This is a genomic window from Paenibacillus sp. P22, assembly GCF_000469945.2.
Classification (GTDB): Bacteria; Bacillota; Bacilli; order Paenibacillales; family Paenibacillaceae; genus Paenibacillus_O; species Paenibacillus_O humicus.
Genome location: NZ_CBRA020000025.1, coordinates 1 through 25167, shown reverse-complemented (window position 1 = coordinate 25167; position 25167 = coordinate 1). Strand labels below are relative to the sequence as shown.

Below are 25167 nucleotides of genomic sequence, written 5' to 3'. Positions count from 1 at the left end.
CTTCTGTACTGCAAAGCCAAAAACCTTCAGACATCTAGGATTTCGGGAAATATTCCTTCCATCTGCCGTCGACCAGAGACACGATGTCCTCTCGCGGGAACAGCTCGTCCGGATACCCCGGCTTCATGCGGGCATCGATGACGATCGGAAGGCGGTAGGCCATATGATGGCGTCTTGCTTCCGACAGGGCGTAGATGTCGTCCGCAGGATTGAATCGGGTGAATACCGTCCACAGAAACGGCGTCTGCGCCGATGCGACCGTGCCGGCGTCGTCGACCAGGACGATCAGCGGCCAGTCGGTTCCTTTCTCGGCAGCCCTCTCCAATACTTTGGACGCCAGCTCCGGATCCGAAGCATAGTCGGCTCCGGAGACGGTGAGGCAGCCGCGGCAATAAACCGCGATGTCGCTGATTTCCGCGATCGGGCCTTCCGTATATTCATGCGGCAGCTGCCGCACCGGCTCGCCGACGCCCATCAGAAGCGCCTTGCTGCCGTGGTTGAGCTTGCCGCTCGTATAGTCGAGCGTATCATGCGAGGTATTGTCGAAGACGAACAGGTCGGTCTCCGGACGGAAACGCTCCAGAATCGTCTCCAGCAGCACGTCGAACCGGGACAGGTCTACCGGCTGGTCGGTCAGCATCAGGAATTTGGTCAGCGTCAGCTGGCCTTCGCCCAGAATGCGGAAGCCGGTGGCAAGCGCCTCTCTCGAATAGCTCTCCCGCACGACAGCGGCGGCCAAGGCGTGGACGCCGGTCTCCGCATAAGCCCACAGATCCTTCACGCCAGGCATGGCCATCGGGAAAGCCGGGCTGAGCAGCCGCTGCAGATACTCGCCCAGGTAGTAGTCCTCCTGCCGGGGCTTGCCGACGATCGTCGCCGGGTAGATCGCATCCTTGCGGTGATGCACATGGCTGACATTGAAGACCGGGAAATCATGCTGCAGGGAATAGTAGCCGAAATGGTCGCCGAACGGGCCTTCGGGCCTGCGCAGATGCGGCGGCACGCTGCCGTGGATCGAGAACTCGGCTTCCGCCGGAATGCGGTGGCGTCCCAGCGGATCCTGGGTGACCGGAAGCTTGCTGCCGAGAATGAGCGAAGCGATCATCAGCTCCGGCAGATGCTCTGGAACGGGAGCGATCGCCGATGCGATCAGCGCCGGTGGTCCCCCGAGAAATACGCTCACCGGCAGCTCCTGATTGTTCTTCTCGGCTTCATGATAATGGAAGCCGCCGCCCTTGTGGATCTGCCAATGCATGCCGGTCGTGGAGTCGTCGAAGATCTGCATGCGGTACATGCCGACATTATGCTTCTTCGGATGGGACGGATGCTCCGTATACACGAGCGGAAGCGTGACGAAAGGACCGCCGTCATCCTGCCAGCTCGTCAGGAACGGCAGCCCCTTCAGCGGATTTTCCCTGCGCACGGCCCCCATGACCGGCGCGGCGCTGTTCGGAACGTTTTTGAGTCCAACCTTGAGCAGGTCCTTCACCATGCCGCGCTCGCCCCATACGGCTCCGAGCGTTGGCGGCAGCAGGCGGTCCATCGCGCCGACGACCGTCTTCATCAGCTCTTCGGGCTTCGTGCCGAATGCCAGATCGACGCGGCGGGCGGTGCCGAACATATTGGTCAGGACGGGGAAGGTGCTGCCCTTCACGTTCGTGAACAGCAGGGCGGGTCCTTCCTCTTCGATGACGCGCCGGTGAATTTCCGCGAGCTCCAGATTCGGATCCACCGGAGCCTCGATGACGGCGAGGTCGTTGTCCTTGCGCAGCGCTTCTACGAATTGCCTCAGGTTTGCAAAAGTCATGATCGGCTCCTAACGTCTCTTCCGGGCTTGGACACCCAGATCTATAAGAATGGAGAACAAAATCGTAATAATGAGATTGTGGAGCATATTGGTAAAGATGAACCATTGGTCGTTGCCGATGGTCGCGGTCAGCCATGCTCCGCTGAAAATCTGGCAGATGACCAGAATCAAAACCCAAAGGGCAGAGCGAGCGGCCGGGTCGCTGCTTCCGGCTTGCTTGCGGACATGAAGGAAGAGGCCGAGAAGCACGAAGAAAAGAATCAGGCCGGCGATCCGGTGGGCGAAGACGATGCCGGTCGCTCCATTGATCTCCGGCACGAGCTCGCCGTTGCACAGCGGCCAGCCGAGGCAGCCTCCTCCCGAGTCGGTATGGCGGATGAAGGCGCCGAGGTAAACGACGACGTAACAATAGATCGCCGCAGACAATACCCAGGTGAACACGGAACGGGGAAGCATCGATGCCGAGGCGGGATCATGCCCTTTGTCCATTCGCCTCACCCACAGGACGAGCAGCACCGTCGAGGCGACCGCAAGCAGCGAAATGCCGAAGTGAAGCGCCATGACGGGAGGGCTTTGGTACCAGACGACGGCCGCAGCGCCCATGAGCGCTTGCACGATCGTGAAGAACAGCGTCAGGCCGGCGAACCAGAGCGGCTCGCGGAAGCGGCGGTAGACCACCACGGTCATGACAAAGGTAGCCACGACGATGATGCCGACCAGTCCGGTCACGACGCGATGCGAATATTCAATGGCTGTCTCGAGGGTAAAAGCGGGAATGAACTTGCCGTTGCATAGCGGCCAGTCATCGCCGCAGCCCCTTCCGGAGCCCGTATTGGTCACGAGAGCGCCTGCAAGCAGGACGAGGAACATGCCGATGCTGGACATCCATGCAAGCAGGCGGTATAGGCGGGAGATCATCGTTTGTTTGTCACCCCTTCGATGGATACAACCCTCATTATAGCGGCAAAAAAATGCAAAAGCCATGTTGAAAATGTGACGATAATGGCATCTTTCCACGTCGGATCAGACACGATTTGTACAAGCATTCCGGCGTTATTTTGCCCTGCGGAGGCCGGCAGCTTGCAGACCCTGAGCGGGGAATTACTAACGCATGCAGCATAAAAGCCCATCAGAGAGTGGCCCCTGATGGGCTGGCTGCCAAGCCGGCTGCGCCGAGGCTTACAGCGCGGCGGATACTTCGATCGCGCGGCCGAGGAACTGCTCGATCTCGTCCCTCGATTTGCGCAGCTTGCTGACGAAGCGGATGACTTCCTTGCCTTCGCGGAAAGCGATGAAGCTCGGAATGCCGAGAATGTTCAGCTCGGAGCATAGCTCGGGCAGATCGTCGCGGTCGATCTCGATGAACTCGATCCTGCCCGCGTAGTTCTGCTCGATCTCCGGCATGAACGGATCGATGAAGTGGCAATCGGGACACCAGGTCGTCTTGAAGACGGCCACCGTGACGCCGGAAGAGGCGACGGTTTCGCGGAACTGTTCGTCGGTCGTTACTTTGCGCATGTCAATCACCCTTTTTGTATGGATTTACTCTATCGTACCGAGTTTGAACCGTTTTGTAAAAGTCCGGCAGCCGAGCCTCCGCGAGGCTCATGATCAGGAGCTCTGGACTTCCGTCTCCCGACGTCCGAAGCGGCGGACAAGAGGAAGCAGAATTTTGCGCAGAGGGCCGGGGAAGGAGCTTGCGTCGGCTTCCCTGATGACGCCGAGCGCAATGAGCAGGAACAGGTAGAACAGGCCCATCACGACGCCGGTAGCGATGGTGCCGGCAAAAAAGACGAGCTTGGAAGGCAGAATCGAGCCGAGCACGCCTCTGACGGTCATGTCGGTCCCGTAGCCTGCCGCAGCGGCGATAACGATCGTCAGCAGGTAGGCAGGCCAGCGGCGGCCGAGCACGTTCAGCTTCACCTTGTTCTGGATCACCCTCATGTTCAGCCAGGTAATGATCATGAAGCAGAGCATGGAAGCGATGATGAAGCCGTAGCCTCCCAGCAGCGGGCCGAGCGCCAGGCTGCCGATAATTTTGACGGCGTAGCCGATGATGGCGCTGATCATCGCCGGACGGGGATTGCCGAGTCCGAACAGGATCGAGTTGCTCGTCATCATCGTGACCTGGAAGATCGTGCCGATCGTCAGAGCGGCCACGACGCCGCTGGCGCCGGGATCCGAGAACAGCAGCCCGTTCACGGAATGGGCTCCTACCGTCAGCACCAGGGCGGCAGGCACGCCGGTGAAGACGACGATGCGCATGACGAGCGAAGCCTGCTTGCGCACTTCATCCAGCCGTCCGACGGAATTGGCGGCCGACAGCACCGGAATGATCGACTGGCTGAGCGCGATCGCCAGAATCGGCGGGATGCCTGCGATCGACTGCGCGTTGAAGATGAGATAATCGCGGATGCGGCTCGCCGTATCGTAGGCGCTGTAATAGCTGTCCGTCCACCGGATGAAGAAGGTCGAGTCGATCAGATAGATGAACTGAACCGTCATCGCCGTGACGACGATCGGCACCGACATGGTGAAAATTTCCTTGTAAATGCTGCGCAGCCGCACCGGAGGAGCGGCCGCCTCGGATGCTGCCGCTCTCTCGCGGGCCGCCCGTCCGAGCGAGCGCTCCTCCTCCATGTCGGAGCGCTTCAGCTTGCGGGCATAATACAGCATGACGAGGAAGGCGCCGATGCTGCCGAACACGCTGCCGAAGGTCGCTGCGGCGGATATCCAGCGGTCCGTCCAGCCGAGATTGAGCACGACGAGGGCAAGTCCGATGCCGACGAGCACGCGCGCGATCTGCTCGACGATCTGGGAAATGCCGCCTGCGGACATCATCTGCCTGCCTTGGAAGTAGCCGCGCATCATCGCGATGATCGGGAACAGCAGCAGCGCCGGCGCGATCGCCCGGATCGACGAGGAGGCTTCCGACGTGCGGACGAAGCTGGAGGCGTAATAAGGCGCGAATATGTACAGCAGCGTCGACAGCAGGACGCCGGTGACGGCGCCGAACAGCAGCGCGGCTCGGTAGATCCGCTGGGCTTCGCGCGGCCTTCCGAGCGCGTAGCGTTCCGAAACCATCTTGCTGATGGCGCTCGGAATGCCGGCCGTGGCGATGATGAGCAGGTATAGATAGACCGTATTGGCGATGCCGAAATACCCGTTGCCGGGTCCGGAGAACATATAATCCAGCGGAACCCGCTGGAACAGTCCCAGCACCCGAGCGATGAGCGCGGCCGCTGCCAGAATCAGAGTGCCCCGGATGAGGGAGTCTTTTTTGACCATGTTGTCGGGTTCCTTCTTCCTTCACGAATAATACGAATGACCCTGCTAGTGTACCACAAAACGGCCCCTCCCCACACCCGTCCATCCCGAATCGGCGCCTGCGCTGCCGCGGCGCGAAAAAATCCCGCAGAGCAATCTGCGGGATCGGAGGGGTTTGCCGCAGCGGGCTTGCCCAGTGGATGGAATTAAACGTTTTTAGGCGAGATCGGCTCCAGCGAAGGCACGCTTTGGCCGCGGACCGGAACAGCCGCGCCCGACGGAGCCGCCCATTTGACGGAGTTGGAGATGACCTTCAGCACGTTGGCATCGTAGTAGGTCGGATGCGTCTCGTGGCCAGGACGGAAGTAGAAGATCTTGCCTTGGCCGCGGTGGAACGTGCAGCCGCTGCGGAAGACGTTGCCGCCTTCGAACCAGCTGACGAACACAAGCTCGTCCGGAGCCGGGATATCGAAGTGCTCGCCGTACATTTCCTCCTGCTCAAGCGCGAACTGCTCCGGCAGGCCGGCTGCGATCGGATGCGCGGGATCGACGACCCAGATGCGCTCGCGTTCGCCGGCTTCGCGCCATTTCAGGTCGCAGCCCGTGCCCATGAGCTTCTTGAAGATTTTGGAGAAGTGGCCGGAGTGGAGGACGATGAGGCCCATGCCTTCCATGACGCGCTTGTGCACGCGCTCCACGATGGCGTCCTCGACACGGTCGTGGGCCATATGGCCCCACCAGACCAGAACGTCGGTGTTGTTCAGGACGTCCTCGGTCAGGCCGTGCTCCGCTTCCTCGAGCGTTGCCGTCTTGATCTCGAAGCTGGCGTCAGCGAGCCCTTTGGCCAGCGTATTGTGGATTCCGTCCGGATAGACGTTGCGGACTTCCTCATGTTCTTTCTCGTGGACGAATTCGTTCCAGATCGTCAATTTGATCATTGATGATGAGCTCCTTTAAGTAGGTATTGGGATAACGGACATCAGAACACAAGCCAGAGGATGAACAGGATGATCATCGCGAGCTGCAGGACGATCTTCACGGCCGTGCTCGACAGCAGGCCGACGACGGCGCCGATGCCGGACATGAAGGTGCGCTTCAGGATCGGTCCCGATACGGGCTCCTTGTCCATGACGATCTTGTACAGCTCTCCGATCATCGCTCCAGCCAGCGGGCCGATGATGAGGCCGAACGCCGGAATAAGGAACGGGCCGACAATCAGCCCGATCGTGCTGCCGACGACGGATGCCCGGGAGCCTCCGAATTTCTTGACGCCCCATGCGCTGACGGCGTAATCGGCGATGAACAGGACGACGACGATGAGCGTCTGGATCGTCCAGAACATCCAGCCGAACGGCGAGAAGCTGATGAACAGGCCGTAGACGAAAAAGGCCGCGTAGATGGCGAGCGCTCCCGGAAGGATGGGATAGACCGTTCCGGCCATGCCGACAAGGAACAGGATGACGACGAGTATCCAGCCGATGATCGCTAGCGTCATCGCCGGCTCACCCTTTCAGCAGCATGTCCCGGATGACATGCGCGACTCCATGCTCGTTGTTGCTCAGCGTAACGGCGTCCGCCGCTTCCTTGACCGCCGCTTGGGCATTGCCCATGGCGACGCCGAGTCCGGCCTGGCGGATCGCCTCGATATCGTTGAGGCTGTCTCCGACAGCGACGGCCTGGGACATCTCGATGCCGAGAACGCCGCACAGCTCGCGGATGGCGGTCGCCTTGTTCACTCCGGCGGGATTGAGCTCGAGGTTCCACGGAGACGAGTTGGTGATCTCCATCGAGCCCCAGCTCTCGACCTCGCGGCGGATCTCCTCGCGGATGGAGTCGTTCTCGGTATGGTAGCCGAATTTGAGCCAGTGGAAATCATCGTAGCCGTCCGCCGGCTCGATCCACTTTTCCTTGTTGAAGACGCCCTCGACGGAGTATCCCCAGAACCAGGGCTCCGCATGCTGGACGGCAAGCCTGTGCAGACGCTTGATCTCCGAGGCGTTCATGAGCGTCCTCCGGTAGAGCACATGGGGCTTGCTCCAGATCTCGCTTCCGTTCACCGTAATCATCGGGGTGTCCAGCCCGAGCTGCTCCGCGAACGGCAAAGCCCCCTGGAAGCCCCTTCCGGTGGAGAAGCAGACGGTTATTCCCGCCTCCATCGCCCGGCGGATCCACTCCGCGTTCTCTTCGCTTATCGTCTGCTCGTCCGTCAGCAGCGTCCCGTCCATATCGAGGGCAAGCAGTTTGTAATCTCTCATATGTTCCTCCCTGCCAGATGGTGTTGCTTGATATTTTATCATATCGGACAAGGATTCCAAATGCGATTCAGCCGGCTGGATTCATTATACGCCCAGGCGCTGCGGCCGCGCGCCTGCCTATTTTGGCGCATCTGCATGGTATTTTGGCTACGAAGCCGCTCTTCCGGCGCCCGCAACTAAAAACATCGATGGCAAAGCCGGCATCCGGCCGGCAGCCATCGATGAAGAAAGAGCGGAAGGAAAAGACGGAATCCGCTCAGGCGGCTCCCTCCAGACTTCTCCGCCTCCGCCGCAGCTTCGCCGCCATCAGGCCATGCTTCGGCGACAGGACGAATGCAGCGGCGAACAATGCCGCGGCAGCGGCCACGATGCAGCCGGCGATGGAAGCGTCCAGCCATACCGCGAGCAGGAAGCCCAGCAACGTGGAGAGCACGCCGCACGCCGCGCTGATCGCGATCATTCTGCCGAGGCGGTCGGTGAGGAGATAGGCGGTGGACGGCGGGATGACGAGCAGTCCGACGACGAGAATCGCGCCTACGCTTTCGAAGGAGCTCACCGTCGTGATCGATACGAGGCCCATAAGCAAGTAATGGAACAGGGCGGCCGGAATGCCGAGCGCAGCCGCCAGCAGCGGATCGAACGCGCACAGCTTGAACTGCTTGTAGAACAGTCCGATGACGGCGAGGATCAGCGTCAGCGCTCCCCCGAGCAGCCATACGGAGCGCGGCCCGATGCCGACCCCGCCGATCTCGAGCGTATTCCAGGCCGCATAAGCGATCTCCCCGTAGAGGACGCAGTCCAGGTCGAGGTCGACCTGCCGGGCGTTGAGACTGATAAGCACGACTCCGATCGCGAACAGCGACGTGAAGATGACGCCGATCGAGGCATCGCTCTGGATTCCCCGCTGGTTGAACCATTGGATGAGAAAGACGCACAGCAGCCCCATGAAGGCGGCGGCGATGAGCATCAGGATCGAATCCCTCGATCCGCTGAACATATAAGCGATGACGATTCCCGGCAGTACCGAATGGCTGATGGCATCTCCGATGAGAGCCATGCGGCGCAGGATGAGGAAGCAGCCCAGCACGGCGCAGCTCACGGCGGCCAGGGAGCCGGTCAGCAAAATCCAGAAGTCCATCATGTCAGCCCGCCTCCTTTGCCTTGCTTGCGGACGTTGCCGGCTCCAGGCTTCGCCGCATGCCCCTCCGGGTCAGCGAAGCGACAACGAGGCCCTTGCGGCTGCCGAAGGCGACGGATAAAAGAAAGATCGCCGCTGCCGCAAGCACGCTGACCGGGCCGGTCGGCAGCTGGCTCACTTGCGAGCTGATCCAGGCTCCCAGCAGGCCGCTGACAGCCCCGAACAGCCCCGACAGGAAGATCATCCGCCCGAGCCGCTCCGTCCAGAAGCGGGCCGATACGGCCGGGGTGATGAGCAGGGCGGCGACGAGCACGACGCCGACGGCCTGGATGCCGGCGACGACGGCCACGACGACGAGTCCCTGCATCAGAAAATCGAGCAGCCCCGTCGGGAATCCCGCTCCCTTGGCGAAGGCGGGATCGAACGAAAGAAGCTTGAACTCCTTGAAGAGCAGCGTGCATACGGTCGCCAGCAGCAGGCATACCCCCGCCATAAGCCGCACATCGCTGCCCACCATGGAAGCCGCCTGGCCGAACAGGAACTTGTCGAGGCCGCTCTGGCTCCCGTCTCCGCTGTGCTGGATCATCGTCAGCAGCACGATGCCGATGCCGAAAAACGAGGAAAGCACGATGCCCATCGCCGCATCCGCCTTGATGCGCGAGCGCGAGGTGATGAGCCGGATCGCCAGCGTGCCGGCAATGCCGGCGGCCACGGCGCCCAGCATGAATACCGGCAGCGTCTTCACCCCCGTGAGCAGGAAAGCGACGCAGATGCCGGGAAGCGCCGTGTGGGCGATCGTATCGCCCATCAGGCTCTGCCGGCGCAAATAGGCGAAGCAGCCGATCATGCCGCTGCTCAGCCCGAGCAGCATGCAGCCGAGCGCGATCCAGCGCAGGTTCGGGTCGGAGGCCAGCGTCTCGATGGAAGCCCATAACCCGGTCATGGACGCGCGCCTCCCTGGAAGGTATGGACGGCATCCTGCCGAGGAGCGGGATCAGCCCGCCTTTCGCTGGCGGCTGCGGCAGCGCCTGCCCCGGCAAATCCGATCCGTCCTCCGTAGGTGCGATGGAGGTTCTCTTCCGTGAATGCCTTGGCGGTAGGGCCGAAAGCCTGGACCGTTACATTCAGGAGCAGGACGGAATCGAAATATTCCGGCACGGTCGCCAAATCGTGATGGACCACGATGACCGTCTTCCCGTCCGCGCGCAGCTTGCGGAGCAGCTGGACAATCGCTTTCTCGGTCGCAGCGTCGACGCCGGCGAACGGCTCATCCATGAAATAGAGATCCGCGTCCTGCGCCAGCGCCCTCGCCAGGAACACCCGCTGCTGCTGTCCGCCGGACAGCTCGCTGATCTGGCGCTCGGCGAACGCCTCCATGCCGACCCCCCTCAGGCACTCCAGAGCAAGGGCCCGCTCCTTGCGGCCGGGCCGGCGGAACCAGCCCAGCCGCCCGTACCGTCCCATCATGACGACATCGAGCGCATGCGTCGGAAAGTCCCAGTCGACCGACTCGCGCTGAGGCACGTAGCCGATCCGCCTGCGGGCGGCATCGATGGTTTCGCCGAATGCTCTCGCTTCTCCTCCGAGCGTCGGCGTAAGGCCGAGAACGCTCTTAATCAGCGTCGACTTGCCGGCTCCGTTCGGGCCGACGATGGCGACAAGCTCCCCTTCCGGAACCGCGAACGAAACGTCCCGCAGCACGGAACGGTTTCGGTAAGCCGTGCTCAGACCTGCCACTTCGAGGACGTTGCGTTTCCGCTTGCCGGCATCTTGAATGCCATTATCGGCTGCGATCTCTTCGTATGCGTTCATAATCCGTTCTCTCCCTTCAAAGCCTCTGCGATGGTGTCGACATTGTGGCGGAACATGCCGATATACGTTCCTTCCGGAGTTCCCTTCTCTCCGAGCGCGTCGGAGAACAGCTCGCCGCCGATGACGACCTTATGGCCCATCCGGCCGGCCCCTTCCATGACCGATTCGATCGATTTCCGGGGAACGCTCGATTCGACGAAGACGGCGGGAATGTTGTTGTCCACCAGAAAATCCCGCAGCGCGGCGACATCTCTCGATCCAAACTCCGATGCCGTGCTCATGCCCTGCAGACCCTTCACCTCCAGCCCGTAAGCCCGTCCGAAATAGCCGAAGGCGTCATGGGCGGTCACGAGCACCCGCTGCTGCTCCGGAATCGAAGCGAGCTTGGCGGACGCATACTGATGAAGGCTCCGCAGCTCCGCCAAATAAGCGTCGGCCCGCTCCTTATAAGCCTGGGCATGCTCCGGATCCTTCGCCGCAAACGTATCCCGGATCTTCTCCACCGCATGCATCCACAGCTCCGCATCGAACCAGACATGAGGATCCGGGCTGCCGGGCTGGGTCTCCATCACCTTTCCCTGCGGAATTCCGTCCGTGACGGCGACAACCGTCCGGGAGCGGCCGAGCTTATGCAGCACCTCGGTCATCTTTCCTTCGAGATGCAGACCTCCGTACAGGACGATGTCCGCTTGGTCGAGCTTGACCATATCCCCATGCGATGCCTTGTACAGATGGGGGTCTACGCCCGGTCCCATAAGCGCCGCCACGCGCACCCGGTCGCCGCCTACCGCCTGTGCCGCATCCGCGATCATTCCCGTCGTCGCCGTCACGGCCAGCTCGCCCCCGCTCTCGCCGGTTCCGGCATCGCCTGCGCCCGAACAGGCCTGGGCAAGCAAGAGCACGGACAGCAGCAAGCCTGTCAGAGCCAGCCTCTCCCATCTCCTTCTCCATCTTCCTGCCTTCAAATCCCTCTCCCCCTCGGCGGCGCAATCATGCCTCCGCAGATTCCTTCATTTCCTCAGTTGGCCTTATGACTTATTTTTTATAGTATACAATAAAGTTTCCATCGTGCAACATATTTTTATTCTAGCAAAAGATATTTCGGAAAATAAAAAAAGCACTCCCGAGGAGTGCTTGGATACGAAAAAACCTTTATCTATCAAGTCATTTTACGAATGCAAAAATGTTTACTTCCAAACCATTTCAGATCTTTCTGACATGGGTTTTGTCAAAGTCAGCCGAATCGAACCAATCGCCGGTCGAAGCCCAGGTCGCATCCAGCGGAATCCATTTGCCGCCTTCGTCCGCCAGCTTGACCTCATTCCAGGCATGGCTGCCGAACCCTCCGCGGCCGTCGGCTCCAAGCCCCGTCACGACCCGGACCTCCAGTCCCGCCGAACGGGCCATGACAGCGTACAGGCGGGCCGTATCGATGCATACGCCCTTCCGGGACTTGAACGTTTCCTCCGGCGTCTGCTCTTTCCATATGCCTTTGGACGTGTAATTGTCCGCTTTGTCCCAATCATAGGCGATCCGCTTGCCGAGCCATTCGTAGAGAAGCTCCGCCTTTTCCCGGTCGCTGCCTGCACCGGCAGCAACCTGCCTTGCGGCGTCTCCGATATCGGCCGGAATATTGGAGTCGATGATCTCGTATCTCCGCTGAAGAACCTGCTGGAACTCGCTGCCGACCGCTTCCGTAATGACCGGACCGCTGCCTGCGAGCAGCCCTCCGGCAACCGGCTGCAGCAGCTTGTCCGCTGCCTGGCGGTAGACCGGGGAGCTCTCGATGTTCCCGGCCAACGGAGCCGTTGGAAATACGGATACATAGAGAAACAGCAGGGCGAGAAGCACGAACGAGCGGCCAACCCCGTGCAGGCCGCCGATGACGGCTCCCGCGGCGCGGCTGCTTGAACGGCCGCTGCGGGCTTCTTCGACGCCTTCCTCTGCTTCGCGGGCAGGATAAGCCGCCGCTCCGAACGCTCTCCACGCAAGAGGCGTCAGGGTCGACAGCAGCAGGCGGAGCAGCGCATAGCCGATCAGGAACAAAACGCCGAAGCGAAGCAGAGGCAGGTCCCTCACGCTCGTAAGGAACGTATACCAGGCCTGCTCCAGGCCGGCCATCTCCTTCTGCGGGAGATGGACATGGGCTTGAAGCCAGCGGCTGGCGGGAGAGGAGAGCAGCTGCGCCAGCTTGGCCGCGCCGGCCAGCGCCGCAATCAGCAGCACCCCTTCCCAAATGAAATGAAACAGCCGCTGCGAGGAATTCCTCGCCCCTCTTCCGAAGCCTTGAAGCAGGGAAACGGCGATGACAAGCAGCACGGCAAGCGATACCGGCTCCAGGTCAAGGAGCGGCTGGAGACTGTTCTGGATGATGGCCATAGACATGTGCATGCCCCCTCCCCTGTTGTCCTTTTACGGCGAAGTCCTATGCTTGGCTGCGGAAAGAGCATCCGCTCTCTCCGCCATCGGCGTCTCTGAGGCTACTTACCCCGGGCGCCTTCGATCAGCGCCCTGATCGTGCCGTCGATGCTCCATGTTCCGAGCGGAGCCCCCTTGAACGATACATTCACCTTATCCTCGCCCTTTTTTCCTTTGAGCTCCAGATTGTCGGTCTTGACCGTGTAGGTGCCGTCGCCGTTGTCCATGTACTGGGCGCTGCCCGCTTCCCCGGCCATGGCGGTCACCGCCTGATCGCGGACCTTGCCTCCGAGACCCTTCAGATCCTGCAGGTTGTAGCCGCTGTACAGCACAAGGCCGATGACGATGACCGCCGCAAGCGCCCATTTCGCCACGGTCCGCACAATGCCGATGACCAGCAGCAGGATGACGAGTCCTACCGCGAGCACAAGCCAGTTCTCCTTGAAAAAAGTGCTCCATGTCTCATAATCGTAACCCAAGCTGTCCATGACGCGCCATGCCCCCTGTCGCATATCCGCGTTCCCCGGGCCGGCATCCGGCCCCGCGGTCAATAGTCCCATTATAACCGACGCTGCCGGGAGCGTAAACGCGGCCGCAGAGGCGGCGATAAAGCATATCCTGTCCCGCAAGGGCGTACAAGTAGTAAAGTCCTGAACAAGCCGAGTCCGCAAGCCTGAAGGAGGGCAACAACGTGAGAACCGCCATGTGGCTGTACCTGTTTTTATTCGTCGCCTTTTTCGATCTGCATGCCCAGTACCCCATCCTGACTCCGTACGCCGTCTCGCTGGGGGCCGCGCCTTCGTTCATCGGACTGATGATGGGCATGTACTCCCTCACCCATCTGCCGGGCAACATCATCGCCGGCTTCGGCATCGACCGCTTCGGCAGCCGCATGTTCATCGTCTTCAGCCTGCTCGGAGCCGGCGTCATCCTCCTGCTTCAGGCTCAGGTCGCAAATCCATGGCAGCTGCTCGTTCTCCGCTCGATCAGCGGTTTCGTCCTGGCCTTCCTGTCTCCTGCCTGCAGCGCCTTGCTGGCCAGAATGGCGGCGAACGCTCTCCAGCAGGGCAAGCTGATGAGCGGCAGCGGCTTTGTCCACACGCTCGCGTCGGTCGTCTCGCCCGCGGCGGGGGCCTTTCTCGTCGCCCGCATCGGCTTCTCCAGCGCCTTTTACCTGCTGGGCTGGATCTTGATCGGCACCAGCATCTGCGCGCTTCTGTTCATCCGCGACCGCAAGGAGTCGGCCGTGCTGCCGGCGGGACCGCGGTCCTTGAGCCACGCTCCGCCAAAGGCGGCGCTCGCTTCGGCGGCGGCCGTCCCTGCCGGCGACTCCGGCGGGTTCCCGTGGATCGTCTTCCTGCTTCCCGTCGCCATCAGCTGCTCGCAAGGAATTCTCAGCTTCGAGCTCCCGCTCATGTCCACCACTTCCGAGGGCATGATGCGTACCGGATGGCTGTTCTCGGTCGTAAGCGCGGGCGGCCTCATCACCTTGAGCATGCTGTTCCTGAACCGCATTCCGGCATTCCGCCGCACGCTTTGGGGCGCCCTGCTGCTGGCCATCGCCTATTTCGGCATCGCAGCCGGATTCAATGCCCCGCTCGTGTCGCTGCTTCTCGTCGTCGGCATGGCCAAAGGCGTCATCTTCCCCGCCCTCTCGACGCTGCTTATCGAGCTGAGCGGAAGCGAGCGGTACGGCCGCACGTTCTCGATCCTGTCGATCGCCTTCTCCATCGGAGCTTTCCTCGGGCCTATGATCGCCGGCCAGGTCCGGCATATCGTCTCGCCGTACTACATTTCCTTCGTCTTCCTCATGCTCGCTGTCGCCGTCCTTCCCTTCCACGGAGGGGGAGGCCGGAACCGGATTCCCGCAGCGCCATCCGCCCAATTGCCGAGAACTGGGTGAATGCACAGGGCGGGTACCATGCAGGGACATATACTGAACCATGTCTGACGGACCGCCAGCTCGTTGCCCGCGGGACGGCGGCCGGATGACCCCACCAAGCAGCAAAGGGGTGACCAATACAATGTCTTATGTCGAAGGTGCAGGTGTAGGCTGTGCTCCCGTAGGCGGAGCAGTGGGAGGAGTCTGGACTTCCACTGGCGCAATCCTCGTTCTGTTCATTCTGCTCGTTATCATCATCAGCAGCTTCTGCTTCTAATGACGATATGAGAACTGGTTTCCCGCTCTCATAAAACTTGAGGCCTGCCGAATTCGGCAGGCCTCCTTTTTTTGGGGCAAAGACAACCGGGCGGCGTTGAATAACCGGCGCTCCAAGGTTAATCTTAGTGGATAAGGAGGCGATTCCCGTGGAAGAAGCCGTCATCATCGTCGAGGGCAAAAACGACCGGAGCCGCCTCCGGCGCGTGCTGTCGGAAGAAGTTCCGATCCTGTGCACCTTCGGCACTCCGGGCTCGAAGCAGCTGGAGACGCTTCGCAAGCAGGCCGGCGGCAGCCAGGTCTACATCTTCACCGACAACGATTCTTCCGGCAGACGCATCCGCGGCATTCTGCGCGACGAGTTCCCGGACGCCGAGCATATCTATACCCGGCGCGGGTATCCCGGCGTCGAAGGAACACCCGAGGAATACCTGCTGGAGCAGCTTCTCAAGGCAGGCTTCGAGTCCGAGCTTATTTTCCCCGATGCGGGACCGGAGCCCCGCTGGTCCAAAGAGGACGGGCTCTAAGGAGCTTGGCTATGGCTGCAGGTCTTGCTTCTCCTTGCAGCAGCGCCGGCCTGCCGGCGCAGCCTTGCCTGCATCGCCAGCGGGCTCGCCATTGGCGCAGCTATGCTTTTGCTCWCTTTAAGCCAGGGGCGCAGCCGCGGTACGGATTGATCGACCAGTCGAACGGCATCTTCTCTTCCTTGACCCGGGTCATCGCTTGCTTGACGACGACCGTCTCCAACCGCTTCGCGCTCATGAGCTTACCTCCCGACAAGAACGTTTGTTCCCATATAGATATACTATATCATAGGAATGAGCATCTGGCAATGCTAGAAACCCGATTCATCCCGCTCCTGCCTCCAGCCTTTGCCGACGACTTCGTGCACGTCGCTGAATGTGACAAAAGCGCCGGGATCGGCTTCATGCACGAGCCGTTTCAGACGGCCTGTCTCCTTGCGGCTGACGACACAGTAGATCACTTCGGCGCGTCTGTTATCGAATGCGCCTCTCCCGTCGAGAAACGTCGCTCCCCGCTTGAGCTCGCGCAAAATCTCGCTTGAGATCAGCTCCGGCTTCCGAGATACGATAATCGCTGCTTTGGCCGAATGGGAGCCTTCCTGGACGAGATCGATCAATCTCGCACCGACCAGCATCGCAATCAGCGTATACATGGCTCTTGTCAGGTCCAAATAAATCAACGAAAGCAGCACAACGGCCGCATCGGTGACGAAGATCGTCCTCCCGAGGCTCCAGCCGAACGATTTCCTGCACAGCATCGCCAGGACATCAACCCCGTCGGTCATGCCGCCGTACCGGAATACGATTCCCAGCCCCGCTCCGACGATAGCCCCCGCATATAGGGAAGCCAGCAGCAAGTCTTTAAGCGGCAGCCGGAACGGTTCGAACAAGATGAGGAACAGCGAGAGGCTGACCGAACCGATCACAGCATAAATAAAACTCGTTCGCCCCATGTATCTCCAGCCCAGCAAAAAGATAGGGACATTAATGATCAGGCTTGACCAGCCTGGACTCCAGCCAAGCACGTAATTGAGAAGCAGGGCGACGCCCGTAATTCCGCCTTCCGCCAAGCCGTTGGCCAGATTGATTTCATTGATTCCGAACCCCATGAGGGCGGAGCCGGCCAGAATGGCGGCTATGTTTATCGCATGCCTTCCCCAGGATTTCATGACGCGATTTCCTCTCCTGAATCTTCTCATCCTCTCATTCTTCCCCGAAAATGCCGGAGCAAGCCTGTTATTGTCCACCCTCGGGCAGTGTGATACATTGGTACGAAAAAGTGTCCGGCCTTACCGGATGCCAGTCCCCGGAGGTGCGGCACCTGTTATGAATTCTTTGCGCGGGCGAGCAGGCTCTTTTACTTGGAATTCTTGTTTGCTGCTTGCCGTCGTTTTTGCCGGCTACCTTGTCTTCGGCCTATCGGAAAACATTAAAGGGCCCGCCATTCCGCGCATGCAGGCCGACCTGCGGATCAGCGAATTCCAGGTTGGCCTGCTGCTGGCGTTCAACTCCCTCGGTTACTTGATCGCCTGCTCCTTCACCGGCTTGCTTGTGCGCAAGCTCGGCATGCGCGCGACGACGGTCGCCAGCTTCGGGGCGATGGCCGTGTCGGGACTGTTCATCTGGGCCTCCTCAGGCTTTTTTTCGCTGTCGGCCGCCTACTTTTTCCTCTACATCGGCAACGGCGCCCTCGAGATCGTCCTTTCCTTGCTGGGAGCGCGGATCTTTACGCGCAACGCGGGGACGATGATGAATCTCGCGCATTTCTTTTACGGTCTCAGCTCCATGGCCGCGCCTCTGGCCGCCGCGTATTTGATGGCTTTCCGTCCGGGAGACGGTGGTCCCCTCGGCTGGGGAGGGATGTATGCCCTCGTCATGGCCCTTTCCATTTTGCCTGCCATTCCGGCTCTGCTCGCACGTTTCCCCGGCAAGGAAACCCCCGAAGATCCAGCTTCCGCGGGGAAGCAAGAGGCGGAGCCTGACGGTCCGGCCGCAGCGGGCGGCCTCTCGGTGCGCCAGTACGCGAGAGATCCCGTCGCCTGGTTTGTCGTTGCCATCCTCTCTGCGGGAGTCGTAGCCGAGATGGCTTTCGGAGGCTGGCTTCCCGCCTTTCTGGAAAAAGCCTACCGCTGGGACGGGACGGCCGCTTCCGCCATGCTCTCGGGTTTCTTCGTCTGCTTCACCGCTGCGCGGCTCGTGCTTGGCCCTTTTACCGACCGAATCGGCCTTATCCGCTCCATTCTCATTTTCTCCCTGTTTTCCGGTCTTTGCACCATCGCGGCCGTTTTCGCCGGGGAACCTGGAGCCTGGCTGTTCGCTCTCGCCGGAGCCGGCATCGCTCCGATCTATCCGACGGTCATGGCCTTTCTGGCTGTCCGCTACGCAGGCCGGAGCGATGCGGCCATCACGTTTACGGTGACGATGCTCGGGTTTGCAAGCGTAGCGGGCAACCTCCTGATCGGAGCCATTACCGACGGCTTCGGTCGTCTGTTCGGCAGCTCCGGCAGCGGCGAGATGCGCGGCATGCAGGCCGGCTTCCTGTTCATCGGCTTGTGCGCGCTGCTCTGCGCCTTGGCGGCCGCACTCCTGCTCCGCCATCTCAAAAACAGAAAAGCCGCTCCGGCAAGGAGCGGCTTCTAGAATGCAGCTTGGATCGATCCAGGCCGCCATGAATGCTACAGCGGCCTAGCCGTACAGCGGATCAGTTCCCGGCATGAGCAGCCTTCGCCGCTGCAGCGAGCTCTTCCGCAAGCTCGGGCAGCCAATGCTCAAGGCTGTAGAACTCAAAGCCGGCCTCCGCAGCGAGGGAGTTGTCCATATGCCAGGACTTGCCGATGCCGAAAGGAGATCTCTGCTCGTCCGCCGACTGCTCCCGGATGACGGCCGTTTTGCCGGTCGCCTTCTCCACAAGGCCGATGACTTCCCGGATGGATACATCCCCGTTCGAGCAGCAGTTGACCGGTCCGGTCAAGGAGCTGTCCTTGAGCCAGCACAAAAACGCCGCCGCTTCGGCGGAATGCACGAAGGAGATTCTCGCATCCTGGGACGGCACTCCGATCGGTTCCCCGCCGAGGACCTTGTCGACGTGGAAGTGCAGCCGCTTCGTATAATCATCCGGCCCCAGAATAATCGGAAACCGGACCATGACCGCTTCGAATCGGTCTTGTTCCCACAGGACCGCCTCGGCCTGCCGTTTGCCCTCTCCGTAGCTCAGCGTATGCCTGCTGCCTCCCGTGACTGGATAGCCGCCCGGCATCCATGCGGTTTCTGCGAGCCTTTCCGGCGATTCTTCGTACACGGACAAAGTGGATACCTCGATGTATCGCTTCGTTTTGCCTGCCAATACCTCTACCGCAATGGCGGCATCCTCCGGCGAATAGCAGATCTGATCATAGACGACATCCCACGCACGGCCATCCACCGCAGCTGCAAGCGAAGCCTTGTCCTCGCGGTCCAGCACCAGATGCTCCACCGGACGAACAAAGGACGTTTCCGTTTTCCCCCTCGTGCCGATCGTCACCTCATGGCCTTCCTCCAGCAAAAGATTGACCAGCCTCTTGCCCACAAACCGCGTTCCGCCCAGCACAAGTATGTTCATGACTCGATCCTCCTTGGATGTTCTATTCTCTAGACTTCGCCGCCTCAGCCTGAAAACCTGCCCCCTTGCCCGTATGTCCATCACGAGGAAGCTCGGTTCCATCCTATGCCTTGCCGTTCGGCGCCTCCCTCTTGCAAGATAGAAAAAGCGCCTTTTCCGCGCCTCCCTCTGCGGAGGGTTAGGCTGCACGGTAAAAGCGCTGGAATCGTTAAGCTTTGTCCGGGATCAGTTCAGCTTCCACAAGGCAGGAGTCGTGGACGGTTCCCAGCCGGTCAGGGAGGTGTGCGGCTGGAGGCAAGTGTAGCTCTTGCCGCCGTAGGCCACGACATCGCCCGCTTTATAAGCAACCCCTGCCTTCCATGCATTGACGCCAGGCGTTGCCGTCGGCGACGGTGTCGGCGTTGCCGTTGGCGACGGTGTCGGCGTTCCCGTCGGCGACGGTGTCGGCGTTCCCGTCGGCGACGGTGTCGGCGTTCCGCGTCGGTGCCGGGGTCGGCGTTCCCGTCGGCGACAGCGAAGCCGTTCCGCAGGCTCCGGCCGATTTCCAAGGACCGTCGGCTCCGCTCAGGTCAGGGCGATCGCCCTGGGTCCACCATTTAGCTTCATACAGAACGCCATTATAAGAAGCCCTTTGCCCCCCGGTATAGGCGGTCGTGGATATCCATGCTGCAGCGGAGCATGCTCCCGGGGATGGGGACGGCGTTGGACTTGGCGTGGCCGACGGCGTCGCGGTAGGTGAAGCCGTCGCCGATGGAGTCGGAGCCGGCGTAGCCGATGGTTTCGGCGTTGCGCTAGGCGTCGGCGTGAGGCTAGGCGTTGGCGTTGCGCTCGGAGTCGGCGTCGGCGCGCCTCCATAAAGCTTGTCGTACTCCTGCTGCGAGGAGCTTCCGTTCAGCGTCACACGCTGCGGTCCTCCGGAGAACGCCAGCTTCATCATGCCGGGTACATCCAGCGTCGCGCCATTTGCAATCGTCTGCGTCGCCGTACCTGTTATCCGATCCGGTACCGGTTGAAATCCCAGCCTGCAGATAGTTGTTCCACCGATCCGGCTCCCCAGGCGGAAGTCAGGGTCGTCGTCGTCGGCAGATCGAACTCCAGCCTCCAGCCTCCAGCGATATCCGCGCCGGTGTTATTCGTTATTTTCAACGAGTAGGTATAGTTCGGATGGTCGTAGTTGCCGCTGAAGCCGATGCTGAAATTTTTCGGGGCCGGCAATTGCGGCTTGACCGTGCCTCCCGGAAGCGAAGCCGTTTTCAGCTTATCGTAGGCGAAGCTGGTCAAAGAGCTGCCGTACGTGTACGTGCCGTCGGCCTGCTGGGAATAATCGCCGGTCAGCTCCCAGAACATCATTCCGCCCAGCCCTTTTTCCTTGATGTAGTCGAGCTTGTAGCCGAGCGATTCCGTATCCTCGTAAGAAAGGAAAATCTTCTTGTCCGCATTGTACAGGTACGGCGTTTTTGTCACGGAATCAAAATAGCGCTTGTTCGCAGGATCCTTGAGCAGGTTGAGGATATGCCAGATCGGATTTGCTCCTGCCGGCTGTTCCGGGGCCGGATCGTTCCAGATGCCGTACTTCCCGTCGGCGCCGCCTCCGGTTGTCGCGGCGCTGCCCCACAACCCGGTATTGTTGATGCCGCCGTTCACGTTTTTCCAGCCGCGGGAGTAATAAGGAACGCCGACGACAATCTTCTCGGGCGGCAACGTTCCGAGATAATATCGCACGGCCCAGTCCGTATTCAATACCGGCGTTCCAAGCGCGGCCGTCTCCGTATCGCGCGAATCGGGATACAAGGCCGAGTGGGGGCCGACATAGCCGTTCCAAGCTCCGTGGAAGTCATACGTCATCAGGTTCGCCCAGTCCAGGTATGGATTCGCTTCGCCCAGCTTCATCCCGCCAAGAATCCAGGACGAAGCAGTAGCCGCGATGGTTAGATCGTACTTCTGGTTATCCTGAGCCCCAGCAGCATCCAGCTTCTCGCGAAGCTTTTTCATAAGAAGGACGTAGTTGTCGTAGTTCACCTTGCGCAGCGGCTCCGCAACGGAGGAATCGATCGGATTGCCGGATTGTCCGGTGCCCGACGGATACTCCCAGTCGATGTCGACGCCGTTGAATTGGTACGTGCGCAGGAAGTCGACGACGCTGCTCGCGAATGTCTCTCGCCCGGCTTCGGAATTGGCCATCGTGTAGAAGCCGCCCGAGCCTGACCAGCCTCCGACCGAGATCAGCGTGCGGACGTCGGGGTACAGCTGCTTGTATTTGACCAGCTGGTTGAAATGCCCTTTGAAGGACAGGCTGGCAAGCTGGCCGGGATAATCCTTTTCGATAGCCGCTTTGCGATCCATGAAGTCGATTTTGTTCGTCTGCGCGTTGACCTTGGCGAATGCATAGTTGATATGGGTGATTTTATCCCACGGAATTTTATCGATCGTGTAGAAGCCCTTGTTCTCCTGATCGCCCCATTCAGGGAAATAAGCGACGATTTTGCGGGGATGGTCGGCTGCGGGGGATGGATCGGCAGGAGCTCCTCCGGCTGCCTTGGCTATCGGCGAGTAAACGCCCGCTGCGCCGGAGTAGAGCGGGAGCAGGACGACGAGACTCATCAACGCGGCCAGAATCCGGGCTTGGCCTATGGCTTTCCGATTTGCTTTTGCTTTCATGCACGTTCCTCCAGACAGTTCATGATCGTTGCTCAGGCATGGAAAAAAGCGCCCCCGCCGCCACGCCAGCCTGACTCAGGCATGGATTTTATCGCAGGACAGGAGCGCCGGAATCAATATCGCAGGTTGGAGCCGGCCTTAGTTCAGCTTCCAGAGGGCAGGAGTCGTTGACGGCTCCCAGCCGGTCAGAGACGTATGAGACTGAAGGCAGGTATAGGACTTGCCGCCGTAGGTGACGATATCGCCGGCTTTGTAGGCCACACCCGCTTTCCAGGCATTGGCTCCCGGAGTTGCCGAAGGAGCAGGTGTCGGAGTCGCGCTTGGCGTCGGGGTTGCCGATGGCTTCGGAGTCGCTGTCGGCGTTGGCGTTGCCGTAGGAGCCGGCGTCGGGGTTGCCGTCGGAGTCGGAGAAGCGGTGCCGCAGGCTCCGACCGATTTCCAAGGGCCGTCCGTGCCGCTCAGATCGGGGCGGTCGCCTTGGGTCCACCATTTGGCTTCATAGAGAACGCCATTGTAGGAAACGCGCTGGCCGCCCGTGTAAGCCGTCGTGGATACCCATGCCGCAGCCGAGCATTGGCCCGGGGTCGGTGTAGGAGTTGGTGTCGGTGTTGCGCTTGGCGTTGGTGTAGCAGACGGAGTCGGCGTTGCCGATGGAGTCGGCGTTGCGCTTGGCGTCGGAGTCGGCGTGTAGCCGGAGCCAAGATCCGTGTTCAGCTTGTTCAGCAGCGTTTTGTTGCGGTCGCCGCTCGTTTCCCAGAACATGGCGCCTGCAAGGCCCTTCGACTTCAGGTAGTCCGTCTTGTAGCCCATGGACTGGACATCGTCGTAGCTGATGAACGTTTGGTTGGAAGGATTGTAGAGATAAGGCACTTTGGCTTGATCGTTCCAATAGCGGGTATAACCGTTTTTGTTGATGTAATTGGCTTCAAGATCATAGAAGTCGTAGCTGCCTTTTTCCCATGTGCCTGTCGAAGAGATGCCGGCGCACTTCTGATACTGGCCGTTGCCGGTAGACGGGCATCCTCCCCATCCGCGGCCGTAGAACGGCGTGCCGAGAACAAGCTTGCTGGCTGGAACTCCACTCGCCAGATACGTCGTAACGGCTTTGTCGATGTTGAAGTTCTGCGGATCGGTCAGCCCCGTTCCAGCTGTCGCCGGATCATAATACAATGGAGCGTTGTGGCCGCTCGTCGTATTCCAGCTGCCGTTGAAATCATAGGTCATGATATTGATCCAGTCGACGGTGCTGGCAATTCCTTTGAGATCATTGTTCTGGATGTAGGAAGGACCCGCTCCGGATGCGATAGTCAGCAAGTACTGCTTGCCGTCTGTCTTGCCTGCCGCGTCCAGCTTCTCGCGGATCTTCTGCAGCAGCAGAACGTAGTTCTGCTTGTCTTCCGCACGGTAGCTGTTGCCGGCGAGGCCGCCGCTGACCGGATACTCCCAATCGAGGTCGACCCCGTCCATTTTGTATTTCCGGATGAAATCGACCGAGGAGTTCGCAAACACTTCACGAGTAGCGGCCGTAGCGGCGACATCGGAGAAGCGGTTCGACCATGTCCAGCCGCCTACGGAGATGACCGTCTTCAGATTCGGGTTTTTGTCCTTCAGCTTCCACAGCTGCTTCAAGTTGCCTTTGATCGGGTCATCCCACTTGTCATCGCCGAAGCTCTTCTGGGCATCGATCCAAGGATCGCCGAGCACGACCGTTCCGTTCGGAACGCTGATCGTCTGGCCTTGCTCGTTCTGACAGGACCAGGTCGTCGGATTCGGTCCCGTCGGATCCGGATTGCCATGCTTCCCATCCCAGCAAATATCCGCGAACGCATAGTTGATGACATTCATTTTCGTCGCGTCGACGTCCGTGACATTGTAGGCGCGGCCGTATGCGGCCCATGAAGCATAATAACCGACAATCTTGTAATCTGTAGCTGCATTGGCTTGCTGCCCCGCCCCAAAAGTAGGGAACAGCGACAAGGCAAGCGCGCCCAACATCCCAAGCGCATATTTCTTGCGGGTTTTATTTTTGCTGAACATCATTCAAATCCAACCTCCTCCATGATTGCTTGCATCCGTTATGAAAACCTTGGCCTATCAATCGATGGCCGCCTTTCACCCCCGGTTTGGAATTCACCCTCACCATGCATCTCTTCCAGATAAATGACAAACAATGTAAATTATTTCAGCAGACAGTGAGAAACCCTTGAAATGATAGCGTTTTCTAAAGCTCGAATTTTGATGGTCTTCACTTGCCTAATCGCATGACTCATCCATTTTCGCAGGGTAGGAATCAAAAACGCTAATAGGAACCGAGTTGTCTGTAAGCTTGACTGACATTGGAATCGGTGAAGGTAGTTCCTATTTTCATCCAAGCGGGGAATTTTGGCTAGGGAGAAAATTCAGAAAGAACGGGGGTAATTTTCTTCAAAAATATGAGCGTTTCCCGCTTATTTGAATCCATTTCTTTCAAAGATGAAATTTCTCTCATTCTTTTTAGGGGGAAAAAATTAATGTCCTTAACAAGAGGAAACGCAAAAAGCCCTGTTCCTGTTAAGGAACAAGGCTTGAAAGCTTATTAACGGGGTCACTGGGTCGTATTCTTACCTTTCAGCCCTTCGGTCGGCTTCCTCGGCCCTTTGCATAGCTTCCAGATCATCGCGGTCGGCCAAATCCCGGCTGAATTCCACGTCCTCGCTTTTACCCAACGGAAGATCTTTATTGCCGTTTTGATTGCGGTGTTTGCTGTCTGCCATATCAAGCTCCTCCTTTGCCGCTCTTGAAGAGGGGATCGATCCTTACTATGCGCCAGCAAGCAGCCGAGTATGCAGAAAACAAAAAAACCGCCAAGGGCGGTTGAACGTACAAATGGAGCGGAAGACGGGAATCGAACCCGCGACCCTCGCCTTGGCAAGGCGATGCTCTACCGCTGAGCCACTTCCGCATGCGGTAAAATAAAAAAATGGCGGAGCTGACGGGATTCGAACCCGCGGTCTCCTGCGTGACAGGCAGGCATGTTAGGCCTCTACACCACAGCTCCATACATGTTCCGATCAGTTCCTTATGTAGAGAAGGAAATTGGTTGCGGGGACAGGATTTGAACCTGTGACCTTCGGGTTATGAGCCCGACGAGCTACCGGACTGCTCCACCCCGCGCCAGTAAGTACCAAGACATGAATGTCCTGTTCTCAAGGCTTGCGCCTTGAAAACTGGATCGAACCAATAGGATGGATGCTGAGTCCATTCGTGCTTCTTACATGGCTAGCGAATCGTACTGAGATTCATCTCGCCATGTCTCGCCAACGTTCATCGTCTTGCGACGATATCCCGTAGGCTTGATCCATAGGATAAGCCCTCGACCGATTAGTATTCGTCAGCTGCACGCATTGCTGCGCTTCCACCCCGAACCTATCAACCTGGTCGTCTACCAGGGGTCTTACATACTGGGAAATCTCATCTTGAGGGGGGCTTCGCGCTTAGATGCTTTCAGCGCTTATCCCGTCCGTACGTACGCTACCAGCGGTGCTCCTGGCGG

Annotated in this window: 24 protein-coding genes, 3 tRNA genes and 1 rRNA gene; 3 read left to right on the top strand and 25 right to left on the bottom strand. The window is 59.8% G+C overall.

Annotated features, from left to right (window positions below):
- Positions 1–34 precede the first annotated feature (34 nt).
- From BN871_RS05825 to BN871_RS05765, 13 genes are all read right to left on the bottom strand, one after another.
- The gene (locus BN871_RS05825; RefSeq protein WP_048744980.1) at positions 35–1807 is read right to left on the bottom strand and encodes a UbiD family decarboxylase; all 1773 of its coding nucleotides are present in this window, start codon (positions 1805–1807) and stop codon (positions 35–37) included.
- Positions 1808–1816: 9 nt separating this feature from the next.
- Positions 1817–2725 carry a heme A synthase gene (locus BN871_RS05820; protein WP_048744979.1) on the bottom strand — a complete coding sequence of 303 codons (909 nt, stop codon included), beginning with the start codon at positions 2723–2725 and terminating at the stop codon, positions 1817–1819.
- Positions 2726–2986: 261 nt separating this feature from the next.
- Positions 2987–3349: a co-chaperone YbbN gene (locus BN871_RS05815; protein ID WP_021880645.1), complete on the bottom strand. Its 363-nt coding sequence runs from the start codon at positions 3347–3349 to the stop codon at positions 2987–2989.
- 69 nt (positions 3350–3418) lie between these two features.
- Positions 3419–5095: a polysaccharide biosynthesis protein gene (locus BN871_RS05810; protein WP_048744977.1), complete on the bottom strand. Its 1677-nt coding sequence runs from the start codon at positions 5093–5095 to the stop codon at positions 3419–3421.
- 185 nt (positions 5096–5280) lie between these two features.
- Positions 5281–6012, bottom strand: coding sequence for a ThuA domain-containing protein (locus BN871_RS05805; protein ID WP_021880642.1), 732 nt, complete (start codon positions 6010–6012; stop codon positions 5281–5283).
- Positions 6013–6053: 41 nt separating this feature from the next.
- Positions 6054–6569, bottom strand: coding sequence for a DUF456 domain-containing protein (locus tag BN871_RS05800; protein ID WP_021880641.1), 516 nt, complete (start codon positions 6567–6569; stop codon positions 6054–6056).
- 7 nt (positions 6570–6576) lie between these two features.
- A complete protein-coding gene (locus tag BN871_RS05795) occupies positions 6577–7329 on the bottom strand; it encodes a Cof-type HAD-IIB family hydrolase (RefSeq protein ID WP_048744976.1) in 753 nt (250 codons plus the stop codon).
- A gap of 256 nt (positions 7330–7585) precedes the next feature.
- Positions 7586–8470 carry a metal ABC transporter permease gene (locus tag BN871_RS05790; RefSeq protein WP_021882441.1) on the bottom strand — a complete coding sequence of 295 codons (885 nt, stop codon included), beginning with the start codon at positions 8468–8470 and terminating at the stop codon, positions 7586–7588.
- 1 nt (position 8471) lies between these two features.
- A complete protein-coding gene (locus BN871_RS05785; protein WP_048744975.1) occupies positions 8472–9410 on the bottom strand; it encodes a metal ABC transporter permease in 939 nt (312 codons plus the stop codon).
- Positions 9407–10279, bottom strand: coding sequence for a metal ABC transporter ATP-binding protein (locus BN871_RS05780; protein WP_083436270.1), 873 nt, complete (start codon positions 10277–10279; stop codon positions 9407–9409). The genes BN871_RS05785 and BN871_RS05780 overlap by 4 nt, the downstream gene beginning before the upstream one ends.
- A complete protein-coding gene (locus tag BN871_RS05775) occupies positions 10276–11244 on the bottom strand; it encodes a metal ABC transporter solute-binding protein, Zn/Mn family (RefSeq protein ID WP_048744974.1) in 969 nt (322 codons plus the stop codon). The genes BN871_RS05780 and BN871_RS05775 overlap by 4 nt, the downstream gene beginning before the upstream one ends.
- A gap of 238 nt (positions 11245–11482) precedes the next feature.
- On the bottom strand, positions 11483–12664 hold the full coding sequence (locus BN871_RS05770; protein ID WP_232312840.1) for a transglutaminase domain-containing protein: 1182 nt from the start codon (positions 12662–12664) through the stop codon (positions 11483–11485).
- 95 nt (positions 12665–12759) lie between these two features.
- Entirely contained in the window at positions 12760–13185 is a 426-nt protein-coding gene (locus tag BN871_RS05765; protein WP_048744973.1) for a hypothetical protein, read from the bottom strand.
- Between the two features lie 203 nt (positions 13186–13388).
- On the opposite strand from BN871_RS05765, the gene BN871_RS05760 reads away from it, so the two are divergent.
- Together BN871_RS05760 and BN871_RS05755 are read left to right on the top strand one after the other, a co-directional pair.
- Complete coding sequence (locus tag BN871_RS05760) at positions 13389–14600, top strand: MFS transporter (RefSeq protein ID WP_048744972.1); 1212 nt, start codon at positions 13389–13391, stop codon at positions 14598–14600.
- A 404-nt stretch (positions 14601–15004) separates the two neighbouring features.
- Positions 15005–15382, top strand: coding sequence for a toprim domain-containing protein (locus BN871_RS05755; RefSeq protein WP_048744971.1), 378 nt, complete (start codon positions 15005–15007; stop codon positions 15380–15382).
- Between the two features lie 100 nt (positions 15383–15482).
- On the opposite strand, the gene BN871_RS29595 is transcribed toward BN871_RS05755, so the two are convergent.
- Positions 15483–15617 carry a hypothetical protein gene (locus BN871_RS29595; protein ID WP_269745407.1) on the bottom strand — a complete coding sequence of 45 codons (135 nt, stop codon included), beginning with the start codon at positions 15615–15617 and terminating at the stop codon, positions 15483–15485.
- Positions 15618–15690: 73 nt separating this feature from the next.
- Positions 15691–16548: a YitT family protein gene (locus tag BN871_RS05750; protein ID WP_048744970.1), complete on the bottom strand. Its 858-nt coding sequence runs from the start codon at positions 16546–16548 to the stop codon at positions 15691–15693.
- 157 nt (positions 16549–16705) lie between these two features.
- Here BN871_RS05750 and BN871_RS05745 point away from each other — a divergent pair, with 157 nt between their 5' ends.
- On the top strand, positions 16706–18019 hold the full coding sequence (locus tag BN871_RS05745; RefSeq protein ID WP_048744969.1) for a sugar MFS transporter: 1314 nt from the start codon (positions 16706–16708) through the stop codon (positions 18017–18019).
- Between the two features lie 61 nt (positions 18020–18080).
- On the opposite strand, the gene BN871_RS05740 is transcribed toward BN871_RS05745, so the two are convergent.
- From BN871_RS05740 to BN871_RS05705, 10 genes are all read right to left on the bottom strand, one after another.
- On the bottom strand, positions 18081–18977 hold the full coding sequence (locus tag BN871_RS05740) for an NAD-dependent epimerase/dehydratase family protein (protein ID WP_048744968.1): 897 nt from the start codon (positions 18975–18977) through the stop codon (positions 18081–18083).
- 225 nt (positions 18978–19202) lie between these two features.
- Positions 19203–19301, bottom strand: a complete 99-nt coding sequence (locus BN871_RS30155; protein WP_157060214.1) for a carbohydrate-binding protein — start codon at positions 19299–19301, stop codon at positions 19203–19205.
- A gap of 13 nt (positions 19302–19314) precedes the next feature.
- Complete coding sequence (locus BN871_RS30150; protein WP_048744967.1) at positions 19315–19914, bottom strand: carbohydrate-binding protein; 600 nt, start codon at positions 19912–19914, stop codon at positions 19315–19317.
- Positions 19915–19967: 53 nt separating this feature from the next.
- The gene (locus BN871_RS05730; RefSeq protein WP_048744966.1) at positions 19968–21635 is read right to left on the bottom strand and encodes a glycosyl hydrolase family 18 protein; all 1668 of its coding nucleotides are present in this window, start codon (positions 21633–21635) and stop codon (positions 19968–19970) included.
- A 138-nt stretch (positions 21636–21773) separates the two neighbouring features.
- Positions 21774–23672 carry a glycosyl hydrolase family 18 protein gene (locus BN871_RS05725; protein WP_053086942.1) on the bottom strand — a complete coding sequence of 633 codons (1899 nt, stop codon included), beginning with the start codon at positions 23670–23672 and terminating at the stop codon, positions 21774–21776.
- 563 nt (positions 23673–24235) lie between these two features.
- On the bottom strand, positions 24236–24388 hold the full coding sequence (locus tag BN871_RS26620; RefSeq protein ID WP_083436269.1) for a YfhD family protein: 153 nt from the start codon (positions 24386–24388) through the stop codon (positions 24236–24238).
- Positions 24389–24501: 113 nt separating this feature from the next.
- Positions 24502–24576 (bottom strand) — tRNA-Gly (locus BN871_RS05720).
- A 19-nt stretch (positions 24577–24595) separates the two neighbouring features.
- Positions 24596–24672 (bottom strand) — tRNA-Asp (locus BN871_RS05715).
- A gap of 39 nt (positions 24673–24711) precedes the next feature.
- Positions 24712–24788 (bottom strand) — tRNA-Met (locus BN871_RS05710).
- Between the two features lie 187 nt (positions 24789–24975).
- Positions 24976–25167, bottom strand: a 23S ribosomal RNA gene (locus tag BN871_RS05705); the annotation flags it as partial.

Excerpts from the sequence above, each read along its gene's own strand:
- BN871_RS05825 (WP_048744980.1), bottom strand. The coding sequence starts at position 1,807 with ATGACTTTTGCAAACCTGAGGCAATTCGTAGAAGCGCTGCGCAAGGAC.
- BN871_RS05820 (WP_048744979.1), bottom strand. The coding sequence starts at position 2,725 with ATGATCTCCCGCCTATACCGCCTGCTTGCATGGATGTCCAGCATCGGC.
- BN871_RS05810 (WP_048744977.1), bottom strand. The coding sequence starts at position 5,095 with ATGGTCAAAAAAGACTCCCTCATCCGGGGCACTCTGATTCTGGCAGCG.
- BN871_RS05805 (WP_021880642.1), bottom strand. The coding sequence starts at position 6,012 with ATGATCAAATTGACGATCTGGAACGAATTCGTCCACGAGAAAGAACAT.
- BN871_RS05800 (WP_021880641.1), bottom strand. The coding sequence starts at position 6,569 with ATGACGCTAGCGATCATCGGCTGGATACTCGTCGTCATCCTGTTCCTT.
- BN871_RS05795 (WP_048744976.1), bottom strand. The coding sequence starts at position 7,329 with ATGAGAGATTACAAACTGCTTGCCCTCGATATGGACGGGACGCTGCTG.
- BN871_RS05790 (WP_021882441.1), bottom strand. The coding sequence starts at position 8,470 with ATGATGGACTTCTGGATTTTGCTGACCGGCTCCCTGGCCGCCGTGAGC.
- BN871_RS05785 (WP_048744975.1), bottom strand. The coding sequence starts at position 9,410 with ATGACCGGGTTATGGGCTTCCATCGAGACGCTGGCCTCCGACCCGAAC.
- BN871_RS05780 (WP_083436270.1), bottom strand. The coding sequence starts at position 10,279 with ATGAACGCATACGAAGAGATCGCAGCCGATAATGGCATTCAAGATGCC.
- BN871_RS05770 (WP_232312840.1), bottom strand. The coding sequence starts at position 12,664 with ATGTCTATGGCCATCATCCAGAACAGTCTCCAGCCGCTCCTTGACCTG.
- BN871_RS05765 (WP_048744973.1), bottom strand. The coding sequence starts at position 13,185 with ATGGACAGCTTGGGTTACGATTATGAGACATGGAGCACTTTTTTCAAG.
- BN871_RS05750 (WP_048744970.1), bottom strand. The coding sequence starts at position 16,548 with ATGAAATCCTGGGGAAGGCATGCGATAAACATAGCCGCCATTCTGGCC.
- BN871_RS05745 (WP_048744969.1), top strand. The coding sequence starts at position 16,706 with ATGAATTCTTTGCGCGGGCGAGCAGGCTCTTTTACTTGGAATTCTTGT.
- BN871_RS05740 (WP_048744968.1), bottom strand. The coding sequence starts at position 18,977 with ATGAACATACTTGTGCTGGGCGGAACGCGGTTTGTGGGCAAGAGGCTG.
- BN871_RS30150 (WP_048744967.1), bottom strand. The coding sequence starts at position 19,914 with ATGATGAAGCTGGCGTTCTCCGGAGGACCGCAGCGTGTGACGCTGAAC.
- BN871_RS05730 (WP_048744966.1), bottom strand. The coding sequence starts at position 21,635 with ATGAAAGCAAAAGCAAATCGGAAAGCCATAGGCCAAGCCCGGATTCTG.
- BN871_RS05725 (WP_053086942.1), bottom strand. The coding sequence starts at position 23,672 with ATGTTCAGCAAAAATAAAACCCGCAAGAAATATGCGCTTGGGATGTTG.
- BN871_RS26620 (WP_083436269.1), bottom strand. The coding sequence starts at position 24,388 with ATGGCAGACAGCAAACACCGCAATCAAAACGGCAATAAAGATCTTCCG.